Source organism: Paraburkholderia sp. MPAMCS5, from assembly GCF_036016995.1.
GTDB lineage: Bacteria > Pseudomonadota > Gammaproteobacteria > Burkholderiales > Burkholderiaceae > Paraburkholderia.
This window is the reverse complement of sequence record NZ_JAYXBK010000005.1, coordinates 149,322-165,702: the sequence shown is the minus strand read 5'-3', so window position 1 is coordinate 165,702 and position 16,381 is coordinate 149,322. Positions and strand designations below refer to the sequence as shown.

Genomic DNA, 16,381 nt, shown 5'->3' with positions numbered 1-16,381 from the left:
CTTCCTTGCCTGTCTGGGGAATTGCCATTCCCCGACACGGGCTTTGGCGATTCCCCTTTTTTTCGTTCTGGAGAATCGTCATGAATCAGTCAGTCGAACCTCGCAAGTATTTCGATCTTCATCTGCGCGGCCTCGGGTATCTGTCCCGCGTACGCGACGTGACCGCCAGGGGCAATGGCCGTAGCAAGGCCAAGCCTTTCCTCGCATGTGCTATTTCCGCGTTCCATGGCGATCCGAACGTCGAGAATGGAATCGTCTACCTCCCGCTCGACCTGATCGTCGCTGGCGAAAAAGCCAGGGAAGCGGTCCGCTCTGTGATGGACGACGCCAACGATCCCGATGTGAAAGTCCTCGTTTCGTTCCGCGCCGGTGATCACTACATCCGGACGTTCGAGCGCACTGGCAACCGCGCTGGGGAAACCGGCGCCGTGCTCAAGGGGCGCTTGCTGAAGCTCTTCTGGATCAAGGTCGACGGCCAGGAGGTCTACCGCGATGAGAGCGCAGAACCCGACGACGCGAACGCCGGAAACGATCAGGCTCCGGAGCGTATCAACGGCCAAGTGCCATCGACAGACGGTCATGATCAGCACGCCCCACACAGCGTCGATGAGTCCGACAGCGGTCGAAACGCAGAGGAACCACGCAAAGCTTCGGCATTGACTGAGCGTAATGCCCCGCGTACCAACCGCTATCCGCCATTGCGCCGTCACGGCAACGCCAATTCCCATCGAGCCGCCACCAGCGCCGAGTGAACGGCATCCTCGTCCCCCGCCCCGCGCGGGGGTCTTCTCGCATGACCGGCCCGTCGGTTTTCCCGAGCGATGCATAAAGAAGCGCTCAGGAAAGCCGGTATCAGCCGCCGATTGCGTCTTGGGTTCACGGTGGCCCGACCACGCCGTGGCGTTTGTGCCGGACCGATTGCTCCGGCCCAGACCCGCGCCTGGCAGATTCAACTGCCAGGCGTCATGCGTCATTCGCTTCTCATAGGCAGCCACGGCCAAAAGGCCAATGACGCGTGACGGTTTCACTGCCGGCCTGCCAGCTTGCAGGCCCGTCCGTCGCCACGCGAGGCGACACCTTCACAGCCCACTTCCGGTGCCACTGTCTGCACGGCTGTCCCCGGGTCATATGACGCGGGTTCCGGAATCACCTTCTTTCACGCCTTCGGGCCTCACCTTGTCCAACCCCCGCGGGGATGCGCTTCCCGCCTGGGCAGCCGTTCGCCGCGTCTTTTCGGAGAACGTCATGACTCAAGCCAGCGAAACACCTGCCATCGCGGCCACCATCGTGCCGGATGAGCGCCGCATGGAAATTCTGCCGCGCTATTTCGGCAAACACATGATCCAAGCGGAAGTGGCCGTCTATACGGCGATGTCGACGCTGTGCACAACGTACCACGGTGGAATGTGGGACTACGTTGAGCTGTCCAACGGCGCCTTCTACATGGCTCCCCGCCTCAGTGATCCACTGCCCATCACCTGCGACGGCAACGGATATGACGGCGAGATGAGCAGCGATGCCGCAGGCATTGTTGCCACGCTGTTCGCCTTCAATGCCATGGCGTGGTCGACGGAAGATGCACACTTCACGGACCTGTATCACAAGCTGCTCGCCTTTGTGCCGTCTCACCCGGAAGCCCGCGAGATCTTCGCCGCGATCGACTAACCTTTCCCTTCCTCTTGCCCCATGCGGAACGCAGCCCGCCGGGGCGCGTCTCCGCGAAGCTCACGGAGACAATCATGTCAAGCTCTAGCTGCCTCGACTCCCGGCCACCTGCCAGAAAGTCCAGCGACATCGAAACGTCTTGCTGGCCGGGCGTGCAAACGAAACACTACTCGCGAATTTCAGAAGTGCACGCGCACGCCGCGAACTCACCAGTCGATGAAGACGGTCCGACGCCCCAGATGTTTGAGTGCCGTGACGGGCGAACATTACCGTGCTATGCGAACCATAGCGTCGGTCTTCCCGATGGCCTCTATCTCGGTCTCTTCAACGGGCGCGACGATCCTCTCGGCTCCCCCCTTGTCACCGGGTTTGATGGACCGTTGATCGGCCGGCTGCGTTACTGCCACACAGTCGAGGCCCGCGACCTCGAGCTGGAGTTTCTCGATCCGTACGAGGGGCGGCGCTTCTTCCCGGAAATGGACGTCGTCTTCGGACCTCATGGCGAAGTTCCTGCCGGGAAGATCGCGATGCCGATCCAGATCATGCTCAACTCGGGGGCTATCGTTTTCGATGGCCGGTACTTCGCCGACTGGACCGTGTTCATCATCAGTTCCATTCGTACCGCCATGGGACGCGATCTTCGCGCGCAGCGGCGCGTGTAACCCCGCATCACGATCGCTGTTTTCACTTTTTCCATCACTTGCACCGTATCGACGGTGCTTGCCCGCGGGGCATCGCCCCGCCATGGGGACGCCGCCTCGTCTCACCTTGCGAGGTACATCATGGGATGGCTGTTTGATCATGGACAGACGCGCGCCCAACTCATCGCTCGCCTGACACGCGACGAGACGCATGACGGACTCATACGTCGCTGCCTTCGTCACTGCACGAGTGGCAACGTCCTTTGGACCGTCTGGGAAATCGGTCGCACGGGTGAAGCGCCAAGGCGTTTTATCGGCTGCGACTTGCTCGCCTGGGACAAAGCCTGCGCAGGCTGGGGATACAAGGATATGTGCGAGCAAATGGAACCGCTGTATTACTCCTGCCCCCTCGCCTATCTTGATATGGTCCCGCCCGCGGCGCCGGCGTGGCGCGAGCAGGTTCGCGCATGGCATGCGGCACGCTCTCGCTCACTCGCGCAAGGCGATGTGCTGACTCTCATCGGTCTGTCGATAAAGGAGGCTGTCGTCGTTCGACGACACCATCGCACGTGGATCATCGAGAGCGGCGGCCGTCTGTTCGAGTTTCCCCGGCGTCTGTTCCGTCACATCGTCGAGCAGCGCGGCGCAGGCGAGTGCATCCCGCCTCACCCGGACTGATGCATCCATGCCGTCAGGCGACGCCTCACTCTTCCTAGCCGACATTCCGGAAGCTTCCGTCAATGAACGTCCGGAATGGGATGTGACTGTCGTCCGGCCGTATCGGTCACGCATCGTCATCTGCAAGACCTGCAACTTTCGCGTTCGGCGTATCGGCTTTGCCTGCGCTTACCGCACGGCGGCGGTCTGTCCGCACGCACTTTCCCAACCCGCGGGGCACTCGGCCCGCCAGGGAGGGGTCCCGCCTCACTGAGTGGAGGCATCATGATTTCGCTTTCCGGCACGCTTGACGTGCGCACCATCAAGGGCAGCAACGGGCCCTTCCAGGTCGGTGAACTCACAACGTCCGTTGGCGAGTTCAAGGTTAAGGACAAGGTGCTCGAGCAATTCGAGCCTGGCGCCTACACCGGCACATTCCTGATCGACAAAATCTATCCCCACAGCTACGTGTGGTACGGCAAGGTCACCGTCGAGATCCGGGCGAAGCTCGCTGATGTTCAACTCGACAATGATGAGCCGTTCAGCGAGAACGGACAGGCACCTTCTTCGCCTGAGCCTGATCCGGCCGATGAGGAACGCACATCGAATGCCGCAACCGCTGCGCACGCTGACGCAACGCCGGCGGCCGCGCAAACCGGCAGCGATTCCGGCGAGCTGTATCTGCCAGATCTGTTTGGTACCGAACTGGCTGACACCATCGTCGCCGGCGAGCCGGTAAAACTCGATCCGACTGTCGACCGCGGCGTATTCCGCCAGCAGCGCGATCAGCTTCGCGAATTTGGCTACACCTTCCAAGCCTCCAGCCAGACCTGGCTGAAAGACTAATTCCCATCCGTCGATGGTGTGCCAGGTCTCACAGCCACGGGCACACCCTTGAATCAAAGGAGAGTCGTATGGCCTTGATCTTTCCCCGCCTCGCCAGAAATTTTGTGAAGAACGGCTACTTCCCGACCGACGCCGTCACGCTCGCGCGCATCATGCCCGCGCTCGCGCTGTCCGATCTCGATCGCCCCTCGCGGCTCCTCGATCCCTGCTGTGGCGAAGGCGCAGCATTGCACGAGCTGAAGGCTGCGCTTGCCGAACAGTCCGCGACGCCCGATTCGGTACGCGCATTTGCCATCGAGTACGACCGCGAGCGTGCATGGCGCGCCAAGGAAGTGCTTGATACCGTCGCCCACAGTGACGTTCACGACATGTTCATCACGGCCCGTAGCATGGGTCTGCTGTTCTTGAATCCGCCATACGGCGACGTTGTCTCCGACAAAGCGCAGACGGGCGAACGTCAGCCGGACCGTCTGGAGAAGGTCTTCTACCTCAAGACGGTCCCCTGGCTCGCCTTCGGCGGCGTGCTGGTCCTTATCGTGCCGCACTACGTGATGGACCGCGAATTCGCCACGATGATCGCGCGTAACTTCACACATGTCGCAGTGTTCCTCGCGCCCGACCAGACGTTTAAACAACTCGTTCTTTTCGGCGTCAAGCGCCGGGCGGATGGGGTCGACACCGCACTGGCTGCGCGCCTGTCTCGCATTCACGAGGGCGAAATGCCGCCTGAGCTGCCGGAAAGCTGGAGGGCGGAGCCGTATCGCATCCCTTCGACGACCGGCGACCACGCTTTCATGTCAACACGGATCGATGCACCGCAGCTCGACCGCGAGTTGCAACGCCTGCAACACACGACGCTTTGGCCGCAGTTCGCTTCGATATTCGCATCGAAAGCGGTCACGCCGCGGCGTCCACTACGGGATCTATCCGACTGGCATCTTGCGCTCGCCCTTGCAGCCGGGCAGATCACTGGCGTCGTGACCGGCACTGACGGGACGCGTCTGCTGATCCGCGGCGACACCATCAAGCAGAAGGAGCAGGAAGTCCAGATCGAAGAAACCGATAAGGGTGATATTCGGACCACGATCCTGATGCGCGACCGATTCGTTCCGACGATCGCAGGCATCGACTTTACCCCCGGCCCAAATCTCGGCCGGATCATCACGATTCGCTAGCGCGGATCACTTTCATCAACCCAGCGGGGCCACACCCTGCTGGGACTGGCTTTCGCATTTCCAGGACACCTGTGTCATGAAGAGTGATACGAATCTCGCGCGGCAGCCCCTCCCCGCCTTCATGGTCGGCTACAGCCTTGACCATAGCCACCGCGTCGTCGTCGGTATTCGAGCTCCGAACGCCGACGCAGCCCGTGCCATTGCGCACGCGGCATTCAACGCCGGAACATTGTGGGACGACGTTCCAGACATGCCGCTGCTGTACGACGCCTATGAAGAGCTTGACGGGCAGGTCCTCAACTTCGATGCCACGTCCGTCTCAACCTGGCCGGCCGCCGACGTCTCCGTACGAGCCGTAAGACTGCAGGCAGCCGCGCATCGACTGCTCGCATTCGCGCAACTTGCCGACCGGCGCTTACCACTCGCAGCGTCGATCGATGCATGGCATCCCGATGCCCTGATGGCGATGACGGTCACCGTCCAAGAGGTGCGCGAACTCCGCTCCCTGCTAGGGAAGCTGAATATCTGCTAAAGCAAGGTCTCATTTTTCCGACCTCCCTGTGCGCCCCTTCAGTTGGGGCGCTTTCCCCGAAAGTTCCACGCGACGTTCGAGGAAAGCGTTTCCCGCTGATCTGCCGGCCGCAGATCCGTCGTCGCCCGTCACGCGGCACCTTTGCACCACTCGCGGCTCTCTTCCGGCGCCTTCGTCTGCGCGGCTGCGGCTTCGTTCGCGAAGCCCCGGAATTTTTCTCAACCCGCCCGGGTCCGCACCCGGTGGGTGCGCCGGACATTCAGACTGGAGCACCCCCATGTTGTATCCCATCAAGGAACTGCAGGACATCTTCGTCGACGCCTGCGTGCGAGCCCCCGATGGCGAACTCGTTTTCGTCTCCGTATTCGGACGCGATGGTGCCGTTCAGCAACTGTATGCCTCGTTGCACCTGGGCATCCAGGAAGGCGGCATACGACAGATCACGCTGCTCGATCCCGACAACGGCCAGCCTATTGCAGCTGTCCCAATCGGTGATCCGCGGAGGCTAGACAAGTACAGCGGTCGCCTGCCGAAGGACAACCTGTTCGGCAACCTCATTCACACGTGGATCTATGACGAATCACTTCTCAAACCGTCGAAGGCCGCTGGCTCAGCGTGGCTGCTAGTCGATCGCGGAACCCAAGAGCACGGCCTTGAGTCGCTCGAAGCCCGCACCTGGTTGCTGATCGAACAGCTCAGTCCGCTGCCGCTGCTGCCGCATTGGCGAGGGCGGATCCTCGGCATGCTCGGGGACCATCTGGTTAACAACCTCGAGCAGACACCCCACGCGCCCATCGGGCGTATCCACGCATCACGGATCGTGCTCCCTGACTCATTTAGTGAAGCGATCTCCGGCTTCGTTCGCAATGGCTCGCTCGGGCTCGATTGACTAGCGCGTGTCGAATCCCCGACGCCGTAACTGGTTCACCTTCATTTCCCAACCTGCGGGACGCGCGCACCCGCCCAGGGGATGCGTTGCCTGCACCTTCTGGAGCAAATCATGGCCAATTCGTATTACGACGGCACGGGTGTCCTCGTGCTGGATCATGTCACCCCGGTCATCACAGCACTGTTCGGTGCGTTCCTGCTCGACCCCGACTGGCCGGGTAACGGGCAGGCATATATCGCCCGGATCTCGGAAACGAGCGATCCGAGATGGGGAGACATTCGCGACGGCCTAATGGGGCTCGCCGCTCAGCTCGACCTTCCCTGCCCTGAGGAGGACGTCTCAATTGACGTCCTGCTCCGACTGCTGGTTGGCCATTTCCGCGTTGACAACGAGGATCGCCTGAACCTCCTGGCCAATGCCTATCAACCTGATGACATCGCCGGCCTCGAGATTCTATTCATGCTCGCGCTCTGCTTCGACGATGGGCACGGCTTGCGTGCCATCGAGTTCGAAGGTTGCTGGCACTGCAGCAAGCCCCGCCTCTTCGAGTTTGGCGGCGACGGGGCCTTCATCAGCCGGGAGGTTATCCACTACGGCAACAGCCGCGAGCCCATCGAACTCGGAATCGGCCTTCGCGAGGCACTGGTCGCTGGCAATCTCGACAGCGCCACAACGATGGTCGCAACGATGGTGAGAAAAACACTTGCCGGGATCCGCGACGACGGCGCACGAGAGACCCTCGCCACCCAACTGGCGTCATTGCTTGATCAGACCGGCGACGGCGCCTGACCAGTACCAGTCGCCACCTGCTACGCCCTTCTTTGCTTTCTCAACCTGCGCGGAGAGACGCCATCCCCGCCGGGCTACTGGTGTGTTCCCGCGCCTGTCCTTCTGATGAGGTACCTCATGGAAATCCTTCAATCACCCACTGAAACAGCCGCCGCCCCCACGGAAACCGATGATCTATTATCGGACGGAGAAACATCCATTATTAGGTTGCCGGACTTCATCTCGAACTTCGGTGCCGGCTTGCTCGATGCCGTACGTCGGCAGAATCCATCCATCTATGATGGTCAACGCCCCGCTAGTTGGGACGTCCTTCTCGACAGTCTCTCGCGCCAGCCGTTCCCGGCACAACGCGAGGTCATTCATGCGATCACGACGCTGCTCACGCAACACGCGCCCGGTGGCGTCATCAACGCCGAAATGGGGACGGGCAAAACGCTGATGGGCGTCGGCGTGTCTGTCCTGCTTCATTACTGCGGCTTTCCGCGCACGCTCATCATCGCGCCACCTCACCTCGTCTATAAGTGGAGACGCGAAATCAAAATGACGGTTCCGGGTGCACGCGTGTGGATTCTCAACGGCCCCGACACGCTCCGCAAGCTGCTCCAGTTGCGGATCATGCGTTCGAAGCCAACCGTGCCGGAGTTTTTCATTCTTGGTCGCGTGCGCATGCGCATGGGGTTCGACTGGAAGCCTGCATTCGCACGCCGTGTCGCCACGCTCGACATGGAAACCGATGCAGTCACGCGCGTCTTTGCCTGCTGCCCCTCATGCGGTGAGTTCGTCTGCGATGAGGACGGCAATCCGCTGACGCCCACCCTGGCGCGGCCGGCACTCAACGAAAAGCGTCGTGCGTGCGGGTGCGGTGAGCGACTATGGACCCTTGCGCCGAAAGGCCAAGGGACCCGATCGATGCGCGAATTGGTGAAGGGTGCGCTCTTGCAGATGCCGACTGTTGGCGAAAAGACCGCTGAGCGGCTACTCTCCCGCTTCGGCGAATCGATGCTGGCCGACATGCTGCAGGACAATCTGTACGAGTTCATCAATCTCATGGACGACAGCGGTGATCTTGTCTTCTCGGACCGACAGGCCAAGCGCATGGAGCGCGCGCTCGCCCATACCGAAATCTCGTTCGGACAGGGTGGCTATCAAGCCTCGGAGTTCATCAAGAGATACCTTCCACAAGGCTACTTCGGTTTGCTGATCGCTGACGAAGGCCACGAATACAAAAATGAAAACTCTGCCCAGGGACAGGCCATGGGTGTGCTGGCTCGCAAGGCATCGAAAACGCTGCTGCTCACCGGCACGCTGATGGGCGGCTACGCCGATGACCTTTATCACCTGCTCTATCGGCTGAATCCGTCCATGCTGATCGAGGACGGTTTCAACTACAACAGCAACGGCTCGATGGCAGCCGCAACGATGGCGTTCATGCGCGAGCATGGTGTGCTCATCGACATTCACAAGCAGGTCGACGAAGGTTCACACCGGACCGCGAAGGGCGATCGAAAGAGCGTCTCGACGGTGAAGGGCCCTGGCTTCGGCCCCAAGGGCATCATGCGGTACGTCGTACCGTACACGGCCTTTTTGAAGCTGTCGCAGATCGGCCAGAATGTCTTACCGCCCTACGACGAATCGTTGCTCCCGGTCTCAATGACCGACGATATGGCGGCCGCCTATCGTGCGCTCGAGTCGACGCTGACATCCGAACTGCGCGCCGCCTTGCGCTGCGGCGACAAGAGCCTGCTCGGTGTGGTTCTCAATGCGTTACTTGCATGGCCGGAGTGCTGTTTTAGGCCCGAGCTCGTACGTCATCCGCGCACCAAGCACATCCTCGCCAGCGTGCCTGCACTGCTACGCGACGACCAGCCGGGTCCCAAAGAAGAAGCGTTGCTGCGACTCGTTCGCGGCGAACTGCTGAATCGCCGGCGCACGCTGGTCTACACAACCTATACCGGTACGCGCGATACGTCGGTGCGGCTGAAGAATCTGTTCGACGCGGTGGGCGTCAGGGCCTCCGTACTCCGTGCGAGTGTCCCCGCCGAAAAGCGCGAAGACTGGGTCGCTGACCAACTCGAACGCGGCGCTGAAGTCATCATCACTAACCCGGAACTCGTCAAGACCGGACTCGACCTGCTCGAGTTTCCGACAATCACATTTCTTCAATCGGGCTACAACGTCTACACGTTGCAACAGGCCGCTCGCCGAAGCTGGCGTATCGGACAAACACTCGATGTCACCGTGCGCTTTCTCGGGTACGAAGGCACCGCACAAATGCGGTGTCTGAAATTGATGGGCCAGAAGATCGCCGTCTCGCAATCCACTTCCGGCGACATGCCGGAGTCGGGTCTCGACATCCTCAACCAGGGCGGCGAGAGCATCGAAGTTGCGCTCGCGCGGCAACTGGTGAGTCAGGAATAGTCGGGCACCTCCTCTCCCAACCGACTCCCACATGGAGGGATTCATCATGATTCACTTCCTCGCTTCGGATCTGCTCCCCGTCATCTCAGAAGCCCGCACACAGCAATGTGGAATCGTGCTGGTCAAGGATCACGGCGTGTACATGCTGTCAGAGAAAGGCGAAATGGAAAACGGCCGTCGTAGGATCATCGCTTGAACTGTCGAATGCAATCCTGATACGGTGCCCTTCGACAACTGGTGGGAACGCGCCCGTGCGGAATTTGGCGGCGATGATTTCGTCGAGTATCTCGATGGCGACGCGGCTGTCTTCGATCGCGTGATCGCCGAAGGCGTCGATCTCCAGATCGAAGCTGACGCCGGTTACCTTTATATCAACGCTGTCGCCACGCGCTCCTGAAGGTCTGACCCATTTCGCCCCATTCAAAGTGATGCGCCTGATCCCTCCCCGGGGCGGGCGCTTTTTTTTGGTTACTCGCAGAATTCAATGGGTGCCGCTCATCGACCCCTCCTCGGCCCTTCGACTCGGCGTGACCGACACGGCGGCTTCCAAGGTACTACGGTCGTTCACCCATTAGTGCGGGTCCACGGTTGCCCGGTCATTGCGGACGTTAGTCGGACTCCGGATCAGCGCCCGCTGCAGCAGACGTAGCCGCCGACGCGATTATTTTCGGTTCACGCGCGGCCAGCGAAATATATCCCGGTCGCGCCAGCCTCGGTGAGGGTTGAGCAATCATTCAACCATAGACGCCTTTTGTCGATTTACTCCGCAACCGATGATGCTTACTCTGGTGCAACACTCGAACTGCCGAAATTGGCGACACGAGGAGACACTTAGAGGGCGACAGTTTTGCGTATTGCGTTGATCGGCCCGAGCCACTGGCATTACTCGATGTACCAGCCGGGTCTGGCTTCTGACGGCTTCGAAATAGTCGGCGTTGCCGACTCCATCCTGCCGATCGCTCAATCGGTGGCAGCGCACTGGGCATGCCCGTATTGGACTGACTATCGCCGCATGTTGGATCAAGCCAACCCGGACTTTGTGTTTGCGTTCGGGCAGCATTCGCTCATGCCTGCGATCGCCGTTGAACTGATACAGCGTGCCATCCCGTTTTCGATCGAAAAGCCTTGCGGGACTTCGGTTGACGACGTGCGATCGGTCGCGGAAGCAGCGGAAAAGGCGAAAGCCTTCGTGTCCGTGCCATTCCATTACCGACTAAGTGCGATGCGAGCGGCTCTGTCGTCTGCTGTTGCGCTGCCGTCCTCCGGATTTCGAGAAGTAAGGTTCCGCATCATTGCCGGATCACCGCTGCGTTTCCGTGACTCTTCGGCTTGGCTTGTCGACCCACAGGCTGCCGGCGGAGGTTGCATGATGAACCTCGCGCATCATGCGATCGACTTCCTTGTGGACATCACAGGCGAAGCCATTGAAGAAGTCCAGGCAACAGTGTCGAACGCTTCCCTCAACTTACCGATCGAAGATTTCGCGACGCTAAGCGTGCGGACAAACGGTGGCACGGTTGGCGTGATCGAGACGGGCTACACCCACCCAGCTGATTCCTCGACGTATATGGAATTTGACGTCGAGCTAGTCCATCAGCGTTTCATCGTCAAGAAGGAAGGCGCATCGATGTTGGTAACGGCAGGCGCTGAACGTCGTCAAATTCCCACCAACTGGCAATTCAAGGATTATTTTTCCGACTACGCCGTTGACGCGGTGCGGCGATGCGCTACCGGTAGGTCGCCAATCGCGACTTTGCATGACCTCGAAACCACGATGACCGTCGTGCAGGCCGGCTATCGCTCAGCGCGTGAGAAGCGGCGGATTCGATTAACCGAAGACAGAGTGCAGAAGCACGATACCCTAAAACATATAGTGCCGTAACCATCAGGAGAGTTTCATGTACGAAAACAGGCCCGTCACCGTGGTAACAGGAGGCAGTGGCGCAATCGGCTCCGCGATCACCCAGAGTCTTTTGGCGCAGGGGCACCTGGTCATCGACATTTCGCTCGCGGAACCGAGTACAGAGCATAAAGACGTGCGTTTTTTTGCGGCAGACCTGACTGATAAAGAGTCGACCGGGCAGGCCTTGAAGGCGATCGCCCAGCAATATCAGGTCGATAATTTGGTCAATAACGCCGGATTTACCTACATCACTGCGCTCGGTGAGTTGTCGCTGGAGCGTATGCAGTCAATGGTCGATATTCACCTACGCGCGGCTGCTCAGTGCATTCAGGCGTTTGTTCCGGCGATGGCAGAAAATCGGCGTGGTCGCATCGTCAGCATCGGCAGTCGGATGATGTTGGGTCGGCCGGGCCGTATGGTGTACGGGATGGTTAAGGCCGGGCTCCTCGGAATGTCCCGCAGTCTGGCGCTTGAACTGGCGCCTCAGGGGATCACCGTTAACATGGTGAGTCCAGGTCCGATCGAGACCGCGCTGTTCCGCGAAAACCATCCGCCTGGAGCACCTCAGACCGAGAAGGTTCTTAGCGGTATTCCAGTCGGTCGCATCGGCGTTCCGGACGACGTGGCAAATGCCGTCGAATTCTTCCTTTCCGATAAGTCGAGCTTCGTCACGGGACAGAACCTCTTCGTCTGTGGTGGCGGCAGCGTCGGTAGTACGGTGATGTGAGTGCGCCGATACATTGCATTGATAGTGTCGCGCCTCGCTCCCGGGCGGCGCGCTGCGGAATCAGGCTTCTACTGGTCATTTGCCCTTTCAACGATTGTCGGGATCAGTGGAGCGTTAGCGACGACACTATTCAAATTTGTCATCGAGTACATCGACGCACGAATTGGACAAAGTTCTGCAGCCAGCGATCTGGTCGCGGTAGCGAAAGCATTGGCGTGGTATTGGCGGATCATCTTGCCGACGCTTGGCGGAGCCATCGCAGGCACCTTGCTGATGATCGCGCGCAATTATCGACGCCCTGACATTGCTGACGATTACATGGACGCCGTGACCCTCGGGAACGGACAGCTTGGGTTCCGGCAAAGTGCGCTTACGGCCGGTTCATCTCTTATCTCGATTGCGTCGGGAAGCTCCATCGGTCGAGAAGGACCGATGGTCCAGCTAGCGGCATTATCCGCTTCGCTTGTCAGTAAAGCGTTGAGATTGACCGTCCGAGACGCGCGGATGATCGTCTCCTGCGGTGCCGCGGCTGGTCTTACTGCGGCCTACAACGCGCCGGTCGCCGGCGCATTGTTTGTTTCAGAATTGGTTCTCGGCTCGATCGCGATGAATCGCTTCGGCCCGTTGCTCATTGCAGCGGTGGCATCCAATATGACGATGCGCACGATGGGCGATTACCATCCCACTTACGCAGTCCCAGCTTATCCGAGCACATCACCCGGCGAACTTGCCTTTTTTGCGGTCCTTGGAATCGTGAGCGGTATCGCGGCGCCGTTGTTCCTCTCAGCCGTACGGTCCGCGAAATCCTGTTTTGGCCGACTTCCCTTGCCGGTCGCGGCGAGGCTCGCGCTTGGGGGATTGATCGTTGGGGCGCTGTCCGTCGAGTGTCCGGAAGTATGGGGCAACGGTTTTAGCGTCGTGACGTCGATCCTGCACAATCCGTGGCCCTGGCAAATGCTGCTGCTTATCCTTGCGGCCAAGGTGATGGCTACGGTCGCTTCAGCTGGTTCTGGCGCGGTCGGCGGTGTATTCACACCAACCCTATTCGTAGGTGCGGTTGTCGGTTGCTTATTCGGAGCGGGCGTATCACTGGCCCCGTCTCTTGGACTTGCATCGCAGACCGCTTACGCCATTGCAGGGATGGGAGCGACACTTGCTGCGGCAACTCAAGCGCCGCTTATGGCCATCGTTATGCTGTTCGAGATGACTGGTGACTATCAGTCGGTGCTGCCGCTGATAATGTCAGCCGTCGTCGCATCTGCAGTGGCTCACGCGATCGGCGGACCGGTCATGTACGGCGTAACTGTCCGTCGAAAAATCAAGGACGAAGAGCGAAAGCGCATCGCCGTCGGCACCGTTCAAGAACTCGCTGAGGAGACGGTCACGACCATAACGACGGAAGCGAGTATCGCTGATGCGCTGAAAATGTTCGAGCGCTATCCCGTGCGGTACCTCTATATCGTTTCGCAGGAGGGCAACTTAATGGGCGTGGTCGCGCTTCGTGCGGTCGCAAAAGCGCTCCTGCTCGGCCGTGAAATTTCAAAAACCAAGGCGATCGATCTCTTGTCTGAGGAGGTCGTCACTCTACGCCCCGACGATACATTCGAGACGGCACTAAGGGCGTTCCTTACCTTCCCTGGAGAACGACTGCCCGTCGTGGCGAACTTTCCCGCACCCCGATTCATCGGCGTTGTACGAAAAACCAAATTGCTAGGCGCTTATGCCTCCGTTGCGACAGACTAGTCCGAAACTAAGCGCAACATGTTTCCCGATGCGAGGAACGTCACATCAGCTCGCTTAGCTCTGGCTGGACAGCTGTGCGGCGTGCTTTCGAATCATCGAGAGAAGCACTCTTTGCGCAGACGAGAGATCTTCACCGGGACGGGTTATGATTCCAATGGGAGCCTCCAGCATGAGCGTATCGACCTCAAGCCGGCACAAACGCCCCATCGAGACGTCTTGAGCAATCAACGTGTGCGATGCCGCCCAAACCGCATCAGACGATTCCACCAGCGCACGGCTTAGCGAAAGATAGATTGTCTCTATTCGGTTGGAATTCAGCACTTCACCGCGGGAGACGAATAAGCGATCTATTTCTTTGTACGTGACTGTCTCTCGCGGCGGCATGACCAAGGTGAAGGCTCTAATATCGGCAAGCGACACGGCCTCCTGGCCCGCTAGAGGGTGATCCGGTCGTGTCACGAAAATATACTGGTCGAGGAAAAGCTGTTCAAAGGAAAGACCGGTCATGTCCTCGACCGGCGGTAGACGGCCCAGCACGGCATCGATTGAGCCTTTGCGTAACCGCTCAAGAAGCGTCTCCTTCGAGCCGGCGACGACCTCCACCGAAACATCTGCGCTATGTGCCGTCAGTTCGTTGATGACCTGAGGCAGCAGGACTGTCGCCGGGATCGGCATCGATCCAACGCGAAGCTTGACACTGCCGCCCGACAGATTTCCACGCGCTGCATTCACGCCACTTCTGAGCATTTCAACGGCGTTTGAAGCGTAGGTGATAAAGCGCTTTCCCGCGTCAGTGACGGTCATCCCGCTCTTGGAGCGCTCAAACAGCTTCAACTTAAGTTCGTCTTCGACTTCTTTGAGCGTCTTCGACACGGCGGAATCGGTGACGAACATGGCCTCGGCCGTTCTGCGGACGCTGCCCGTCCGCGCGATTTCAAGCAGACATGTCAGGTGACGCAGTTTGAGTCGGGTGAAGTCCTCGACTCCCTGTAACTTCGCTTTCGACGGGCGCTGTCTATTGCTCATCTCTGTTCTGTTTCCGCCGCACGGTTGTTCGGGGATGATAGCAGCGAAAACGCCCGTGACGTCGGAGTTTCCTCCGAGTGACGGGCGCGCTTGAGGCGAGAGGACGGGTCAGAATCGAACGACCAGCCCGGTCGAGAACACGAACTGGTTGGCGGTTGAAGACGGCGCGGCGTTATACCCATCGCCGACCGTCGCAGTCGCATCGATGATACTCGTCGCGCCAGCCGTACCCAGCGTTTTCCCAGAGGCATGGGTATAGCCTTCGAGCGCGTAGATCGAGGTTCGCTTAGAAAGGCTGTACGACTGCGCCAGAGTAAGTTCGTGGTAACGCGCAGCGTCGTTGATGCCGTTTGCCTTGGATGCCCACGTATAACTGTACCCCGCGCCGACTTGCAGTGCAGGTGTGACCGCCCAGTGGACGACGCCGCCCGCTACGTTAAAGATCGCTGTCGATGGGAATCTAGAACCGATTCCGGGCACGTACTGCACGTTCGCATAAGATGCTGAAACGCCGACAGTCGAGGTGAATTCGTAAGAGGCACCTACAGCCACGCGCTGCTGTGCTGCTGCAGTCTGATAGCCGTTATTGACTGCAGATACACCCGGCAGCCCCGCAGAGTTGACAGTCGAGTCCGCGCCCCATGCACCGCCGCCCAAAGTCGAATTGTCGATGCGTAGAACGCCTGCACCTAACGCAGCCGGACCATTCGCGTACTGGAGCGCGACACTCCAGGTCGAGCCGCGATTGAATGCCCCCGGCACGCCGCCGAGCGCATATGTACCGCCTATCGTGAAACCATAGATGCTAGGCGATGTGTACTGAATTGCGTTGTTCACTCGGTAAGTCGTATCGAGTCCGTCGATGTCCCCCGGATGTGCTCCCACCGCGCCCGTCAGCCATTTGGTGGGCGAGAACGGCAGCATGAGCAGGTAATAGGATGAATATTGGCGGCCGGCGGTGAGGGAACCGTACCGATCGTTCGCAAGCCCTACATACGCCTGCCGGCCGAAGATTCCGCCAAACTGCTGTGCCCCGGTGTTCTCGTTGAAACCACTTTCGAGCCAGAATACCGCCTTCGTGCCGCCGCTGAGATCTTCGTTGCCTTTGAAGCCGAACCGGCTCCCGGCCCAAACGCCTGAAGTAGTCTTTGCGCTCGAATGTCCATTCGTGGTTGATCCCAACGTCGTCTGGCTGTTCTGATACGAAATCCCGCCGTCGACAATACCAAAAAGCGTCACACTGCTTTGGGCCAAAGCGGGAAGAGACATGACAAAGGCGGACACGGCTGCCGCAAGCTTGATCTTCTTCAACATAGTTTTTTATTTGTAAAAAATAGGAATACTTATCGTCTGCGATTTTGGAAAGCGAT

General features: G+C 59.5%; 15 protein-coding genes and 1 pseudogene. 14 read left to right on the top strand and 2 right to left on the bottom strand.

Annotated features, from left to right (window positions below):
- Nucleotides 1-80 precede the first annotated feature (80 nt).
- From VOM14_RS13580 to VOM14_RS13515, 14 genes and pseudogenes are all read left to right on the top strand, one after another.
- On the top strand, nucleotides 81-752 hold the full coding sequence (locus VOM14_RS13580) for a DUF3577 domain-containing protein (RefSeq protein ID WP_327629238.1): 672 nt from the start codon (nucleotides 81-83) through the stop codon (nucleotides 750-752).
- 493 nt (nucleotides 753-1,245) lie between these two features.
- Nucleotides 1,246-1,665 (top strand): antirestriction protein, encoded by a 420-nt coding sequence (locus VOM14_RS13575; RefSeq protein WP_327629237.1) that lies wholly within the window; start codon nucleotides 1,246-1,248, stop codon nucleotides 1,663-1,665.
- Between the two features lie 74 nt (nucleotides 1,666-1,739).
- On the top strand, nucleotides 1,740-2,327 hold the full coding sequence (locus VOM14_RS13570; protein ID WP_327629236.1) for a hypothetical protein: 588 nt from the start codon (nucleotides 1,740-1,742) through the stop codon (nucleotides 2,325-2,327).
- Between the two features lie 120 nt (nucleotides 2,328-2,447).
- Nucleotides 2,448-2,984 (top strand): hypothetical protein, encoded by a 537-nt coding sequence (locus VOM14_RS13565; protein ID WP_327629235.1) that lies wholly within the window; start codon nucleotides 2,448-2,450, stop codon nucleotides 2,982-2,984.
- Nucleotides 2,985-3,248: 264 nt separating this feature from the next.
- A complete protein-coding gene (locus VOM14_RS13560) occupies nucleotides 3,249-3,809 on the top strand; it encodes a DUF3275 family protein (protein WP_327629234.1) in 561 nt (186 codons plus the stop codon).
- 68 nt (nucleotides 3,810-3,877) lie between these two features.
- Nucleotides 3,878-4,984 carry a DUF6094 domain-containing protein gene (locus VOM14_RS13555; protein ID WP_442955541.1) on the top strand — a complete coding sequence of 369 codons (1,107 nt, stop codon included), beginning with the start codon at nucleotides 3,878-3,880 and terminating at the stop codon, nucleotides 4,982-4,984.
- A 76-nt stretch (nucleotides 4,985-5,060) separates the two neighbouring features.
- Nucleotides 5,061-5,516: a hypothetical protein gene (locus VOM14_RS13550; RefSeq protein WP_327629233.1), complete on the top strand. Its 456-nt coding sequence runs from the start codon at nucleotides 5,061-5,063 to the stop codon at nucleotides 5,514-5,516.
- A 277-nt stretch (nucleotides 5,517-5,793) separates the two neighbouring features.
- Complete coding sequence (locus tag VOM14_RS13545; RefSeq protein ID WP_327629232.1) at nucleotides 5,794-6,405, top strand: hypothetical protein; 612 nt, start codon at nucleotides 5,794-5,796, stop codon at nucleotides 6,403-6,405.
- 111 nt (nucleotides 6,406-6,516) lie between these two features.
- Entirely contained in the window at nucleotides 6,517-7,194 is a 678-nt protein-coding gene (locus VOM14_RS13540) for a hypothetical protein (RefSeq protein WP_327629231.1), read from the top strand.
- A gap of 117 nt (nucleotides 7,195-7,311) precedes the next feature.
- On the top strand, nucleotides 7,312-9,612 hold the full coding sequence (locus VOM14_RS13535; RefSeq protein ID WP_327629230.1) for a helicase: 2,301 nt from the start codon (nucleotides 7,312-7,314) through the stop codon (nucleotides 9,610-9,612).
- Nucleotides 9,613-9,643: 31 nt separating this feature from the next.
- A pseudogene (locus VOM14_RS13530) lies at nucleotides 9,644-10,009 on the top strand (DUF3085 domain-containing protein).
- Nucleotides 10,010-10,459: 450 nt separating this feature from the next.
- Nucleotides 10,460-11,494 carry a Gfo/Idh/MocA family protein gene (locus tag VOM14_RS13525; RefSeq protein ID WP_327629229.1) on the top strand — a complete coding sequence of 345 codons (1,035 nt, stop codon included), beginning with the start codon at nucleotides 10,460-10,462 and terminating at the stop codon, nucleotides 11,492-11,494.
- 16 nt (nucleotides 11,495-11,510) lie between these two features.
- Nucleotides 11,511-12,242 carry an SDR family oxidoreductase gene (locus VOM14_RS13520; RefSeq protein ID WP_327629228.1) on the top strand — a complete coding sequence of 244 codons (732 nt, stop codon included), beginning with the start codon at nucleotides 11,511-11,513 and terminating at the stop codon, nucleotides 12,240-12,242.
- Nucleotides 12,243-13,985, top strand: a complete 1,743-nt coding sequence (locus VOM14_RS13515; protein ID WP_327629227.1) for a ClcB-like voltage-gated chloride channel protein — start codon at nucleotides 12,243-12,245, stop codon at nucleotides 13,983-13,985.
- A gap of 54 nt (nucleotides 13,986-14,039) precedes the next feature.
- Here the strand turns inward: VOM14_RS13515 and VOM14_RS13510 are convergent, their stop codons facing one another.
- Entirely contained in the window at nucleotides 14,040-15,011 is a 972-nt protein-coding gene (locus VOM14_RS13510; protein ID WP_327629226.1) for a LysR substrate-binding domain-containing protein, read from the bottom strand.
- A gap of 108 nt (nucleotides 15,012-15,119) precedes the next feature.
- The gene (locus VOM14_RS13505; RefSeq protein ID WP_327629225.1) at nucleotides 15,120-16,325 is read right to left on the bottom strand and encodes a porin; all 1,206 of its coding nucleotides are present in this window, start codon (nucleotides 16,323-16,325) and stop codon (nucleotides 15,120-15,122) included.
- Nucleotides 16,326-16,381: the final 56 nt, after the last annotated feature.

Coding starts and splice junctions, on each gene's coding strand:
- VOM14_RS13580 (WP_327629238.1), top strand. CDS start 81: ATGAATCAGTCAGTCGAACCTCGCAAGTATTTCGATCTTCATCTGCGC.
- VOM14_RS13575 (WP_327629237.1), top strand. CDS start 1,246: ATGACTCAAGCCAGCGAAACACCTGCCATCGCGGCCACCATCGTGCCG.
- VOM14_RS13570 (WP_327629236.1), top strand. CDS start 1,740: ATGTCAAGCTCTAGCTGCCTCGACTCCCGGCCACCTGCCAGAAAGTCC.
- VOM14_RS13565 (WP_327629235.1), top strand. CDS start 2,448: ATGGGATGGCTGTTTGATCATGGACAGACGCGCGCCCAACTCATCGCT.
- VOM14_RS13560 (WP_327629234.1), top strand. CDS start 3,249: ATGATTTCGCTTTCCGGCACGCTTGACGTGCGCACCATCAAGGGCAGC.
- VOM14_RS13555 (WP_442955541.1), top strand. CDS start 3,878: ATGGCCTTGATCTTTCCCCGCCTCGCCAGAAATTTTGTGAAGAACGGC.
- VOM14_RS13550 (WP_327629233.1), top strand. CDS start 5,061: ATGAAGAGTGATACGAATCTCGCGCGGCAGCCCCTCCCCGCCTTCATG.
- VOM14_RS13545 (WP_327629232.1), top strand. CDS start 5,794: ATGTTGTATCCCATCAAGGAACTGCAGGACATCTTCGTCGACGCCTGC.
- VOM14_RS13540 (WP_327629231.1), top strand. CDS start 6,517: ATGGCCAATTCGTATTACGACGGCACGGGTGTCCTCGTGCTGGATCAT.
- VOM14_RS13535 (WP_327629230.1), top strand. CDS start 7,312: ATGGAAATCCTTCAATCACCCACTGAAACAGCCGCCGCCCCCACGGAA.
- VOM14_RS13520 (WP_327629228.1), top strand. CDS start 11,511: ATGTACGAAAACAGGCCCGTCACCGTGGTAACAGGAGGCAGTGGCGCA.
- VOM14_RS13510 (WP_327629226.1), bottom strand. CDS start 15,011: ATGAGCAATAGACAGCGCCCGTCGAAAGCGAAGTTACAGGGAGTCGAG.
- VOM14_RS13505 (WP_327629225.1), bottom strand. CDS start 16,325: ATGTTGAAGAAGATCAAGCTTGCGGCAGCCGTGTCCGCCTTTGTCATG.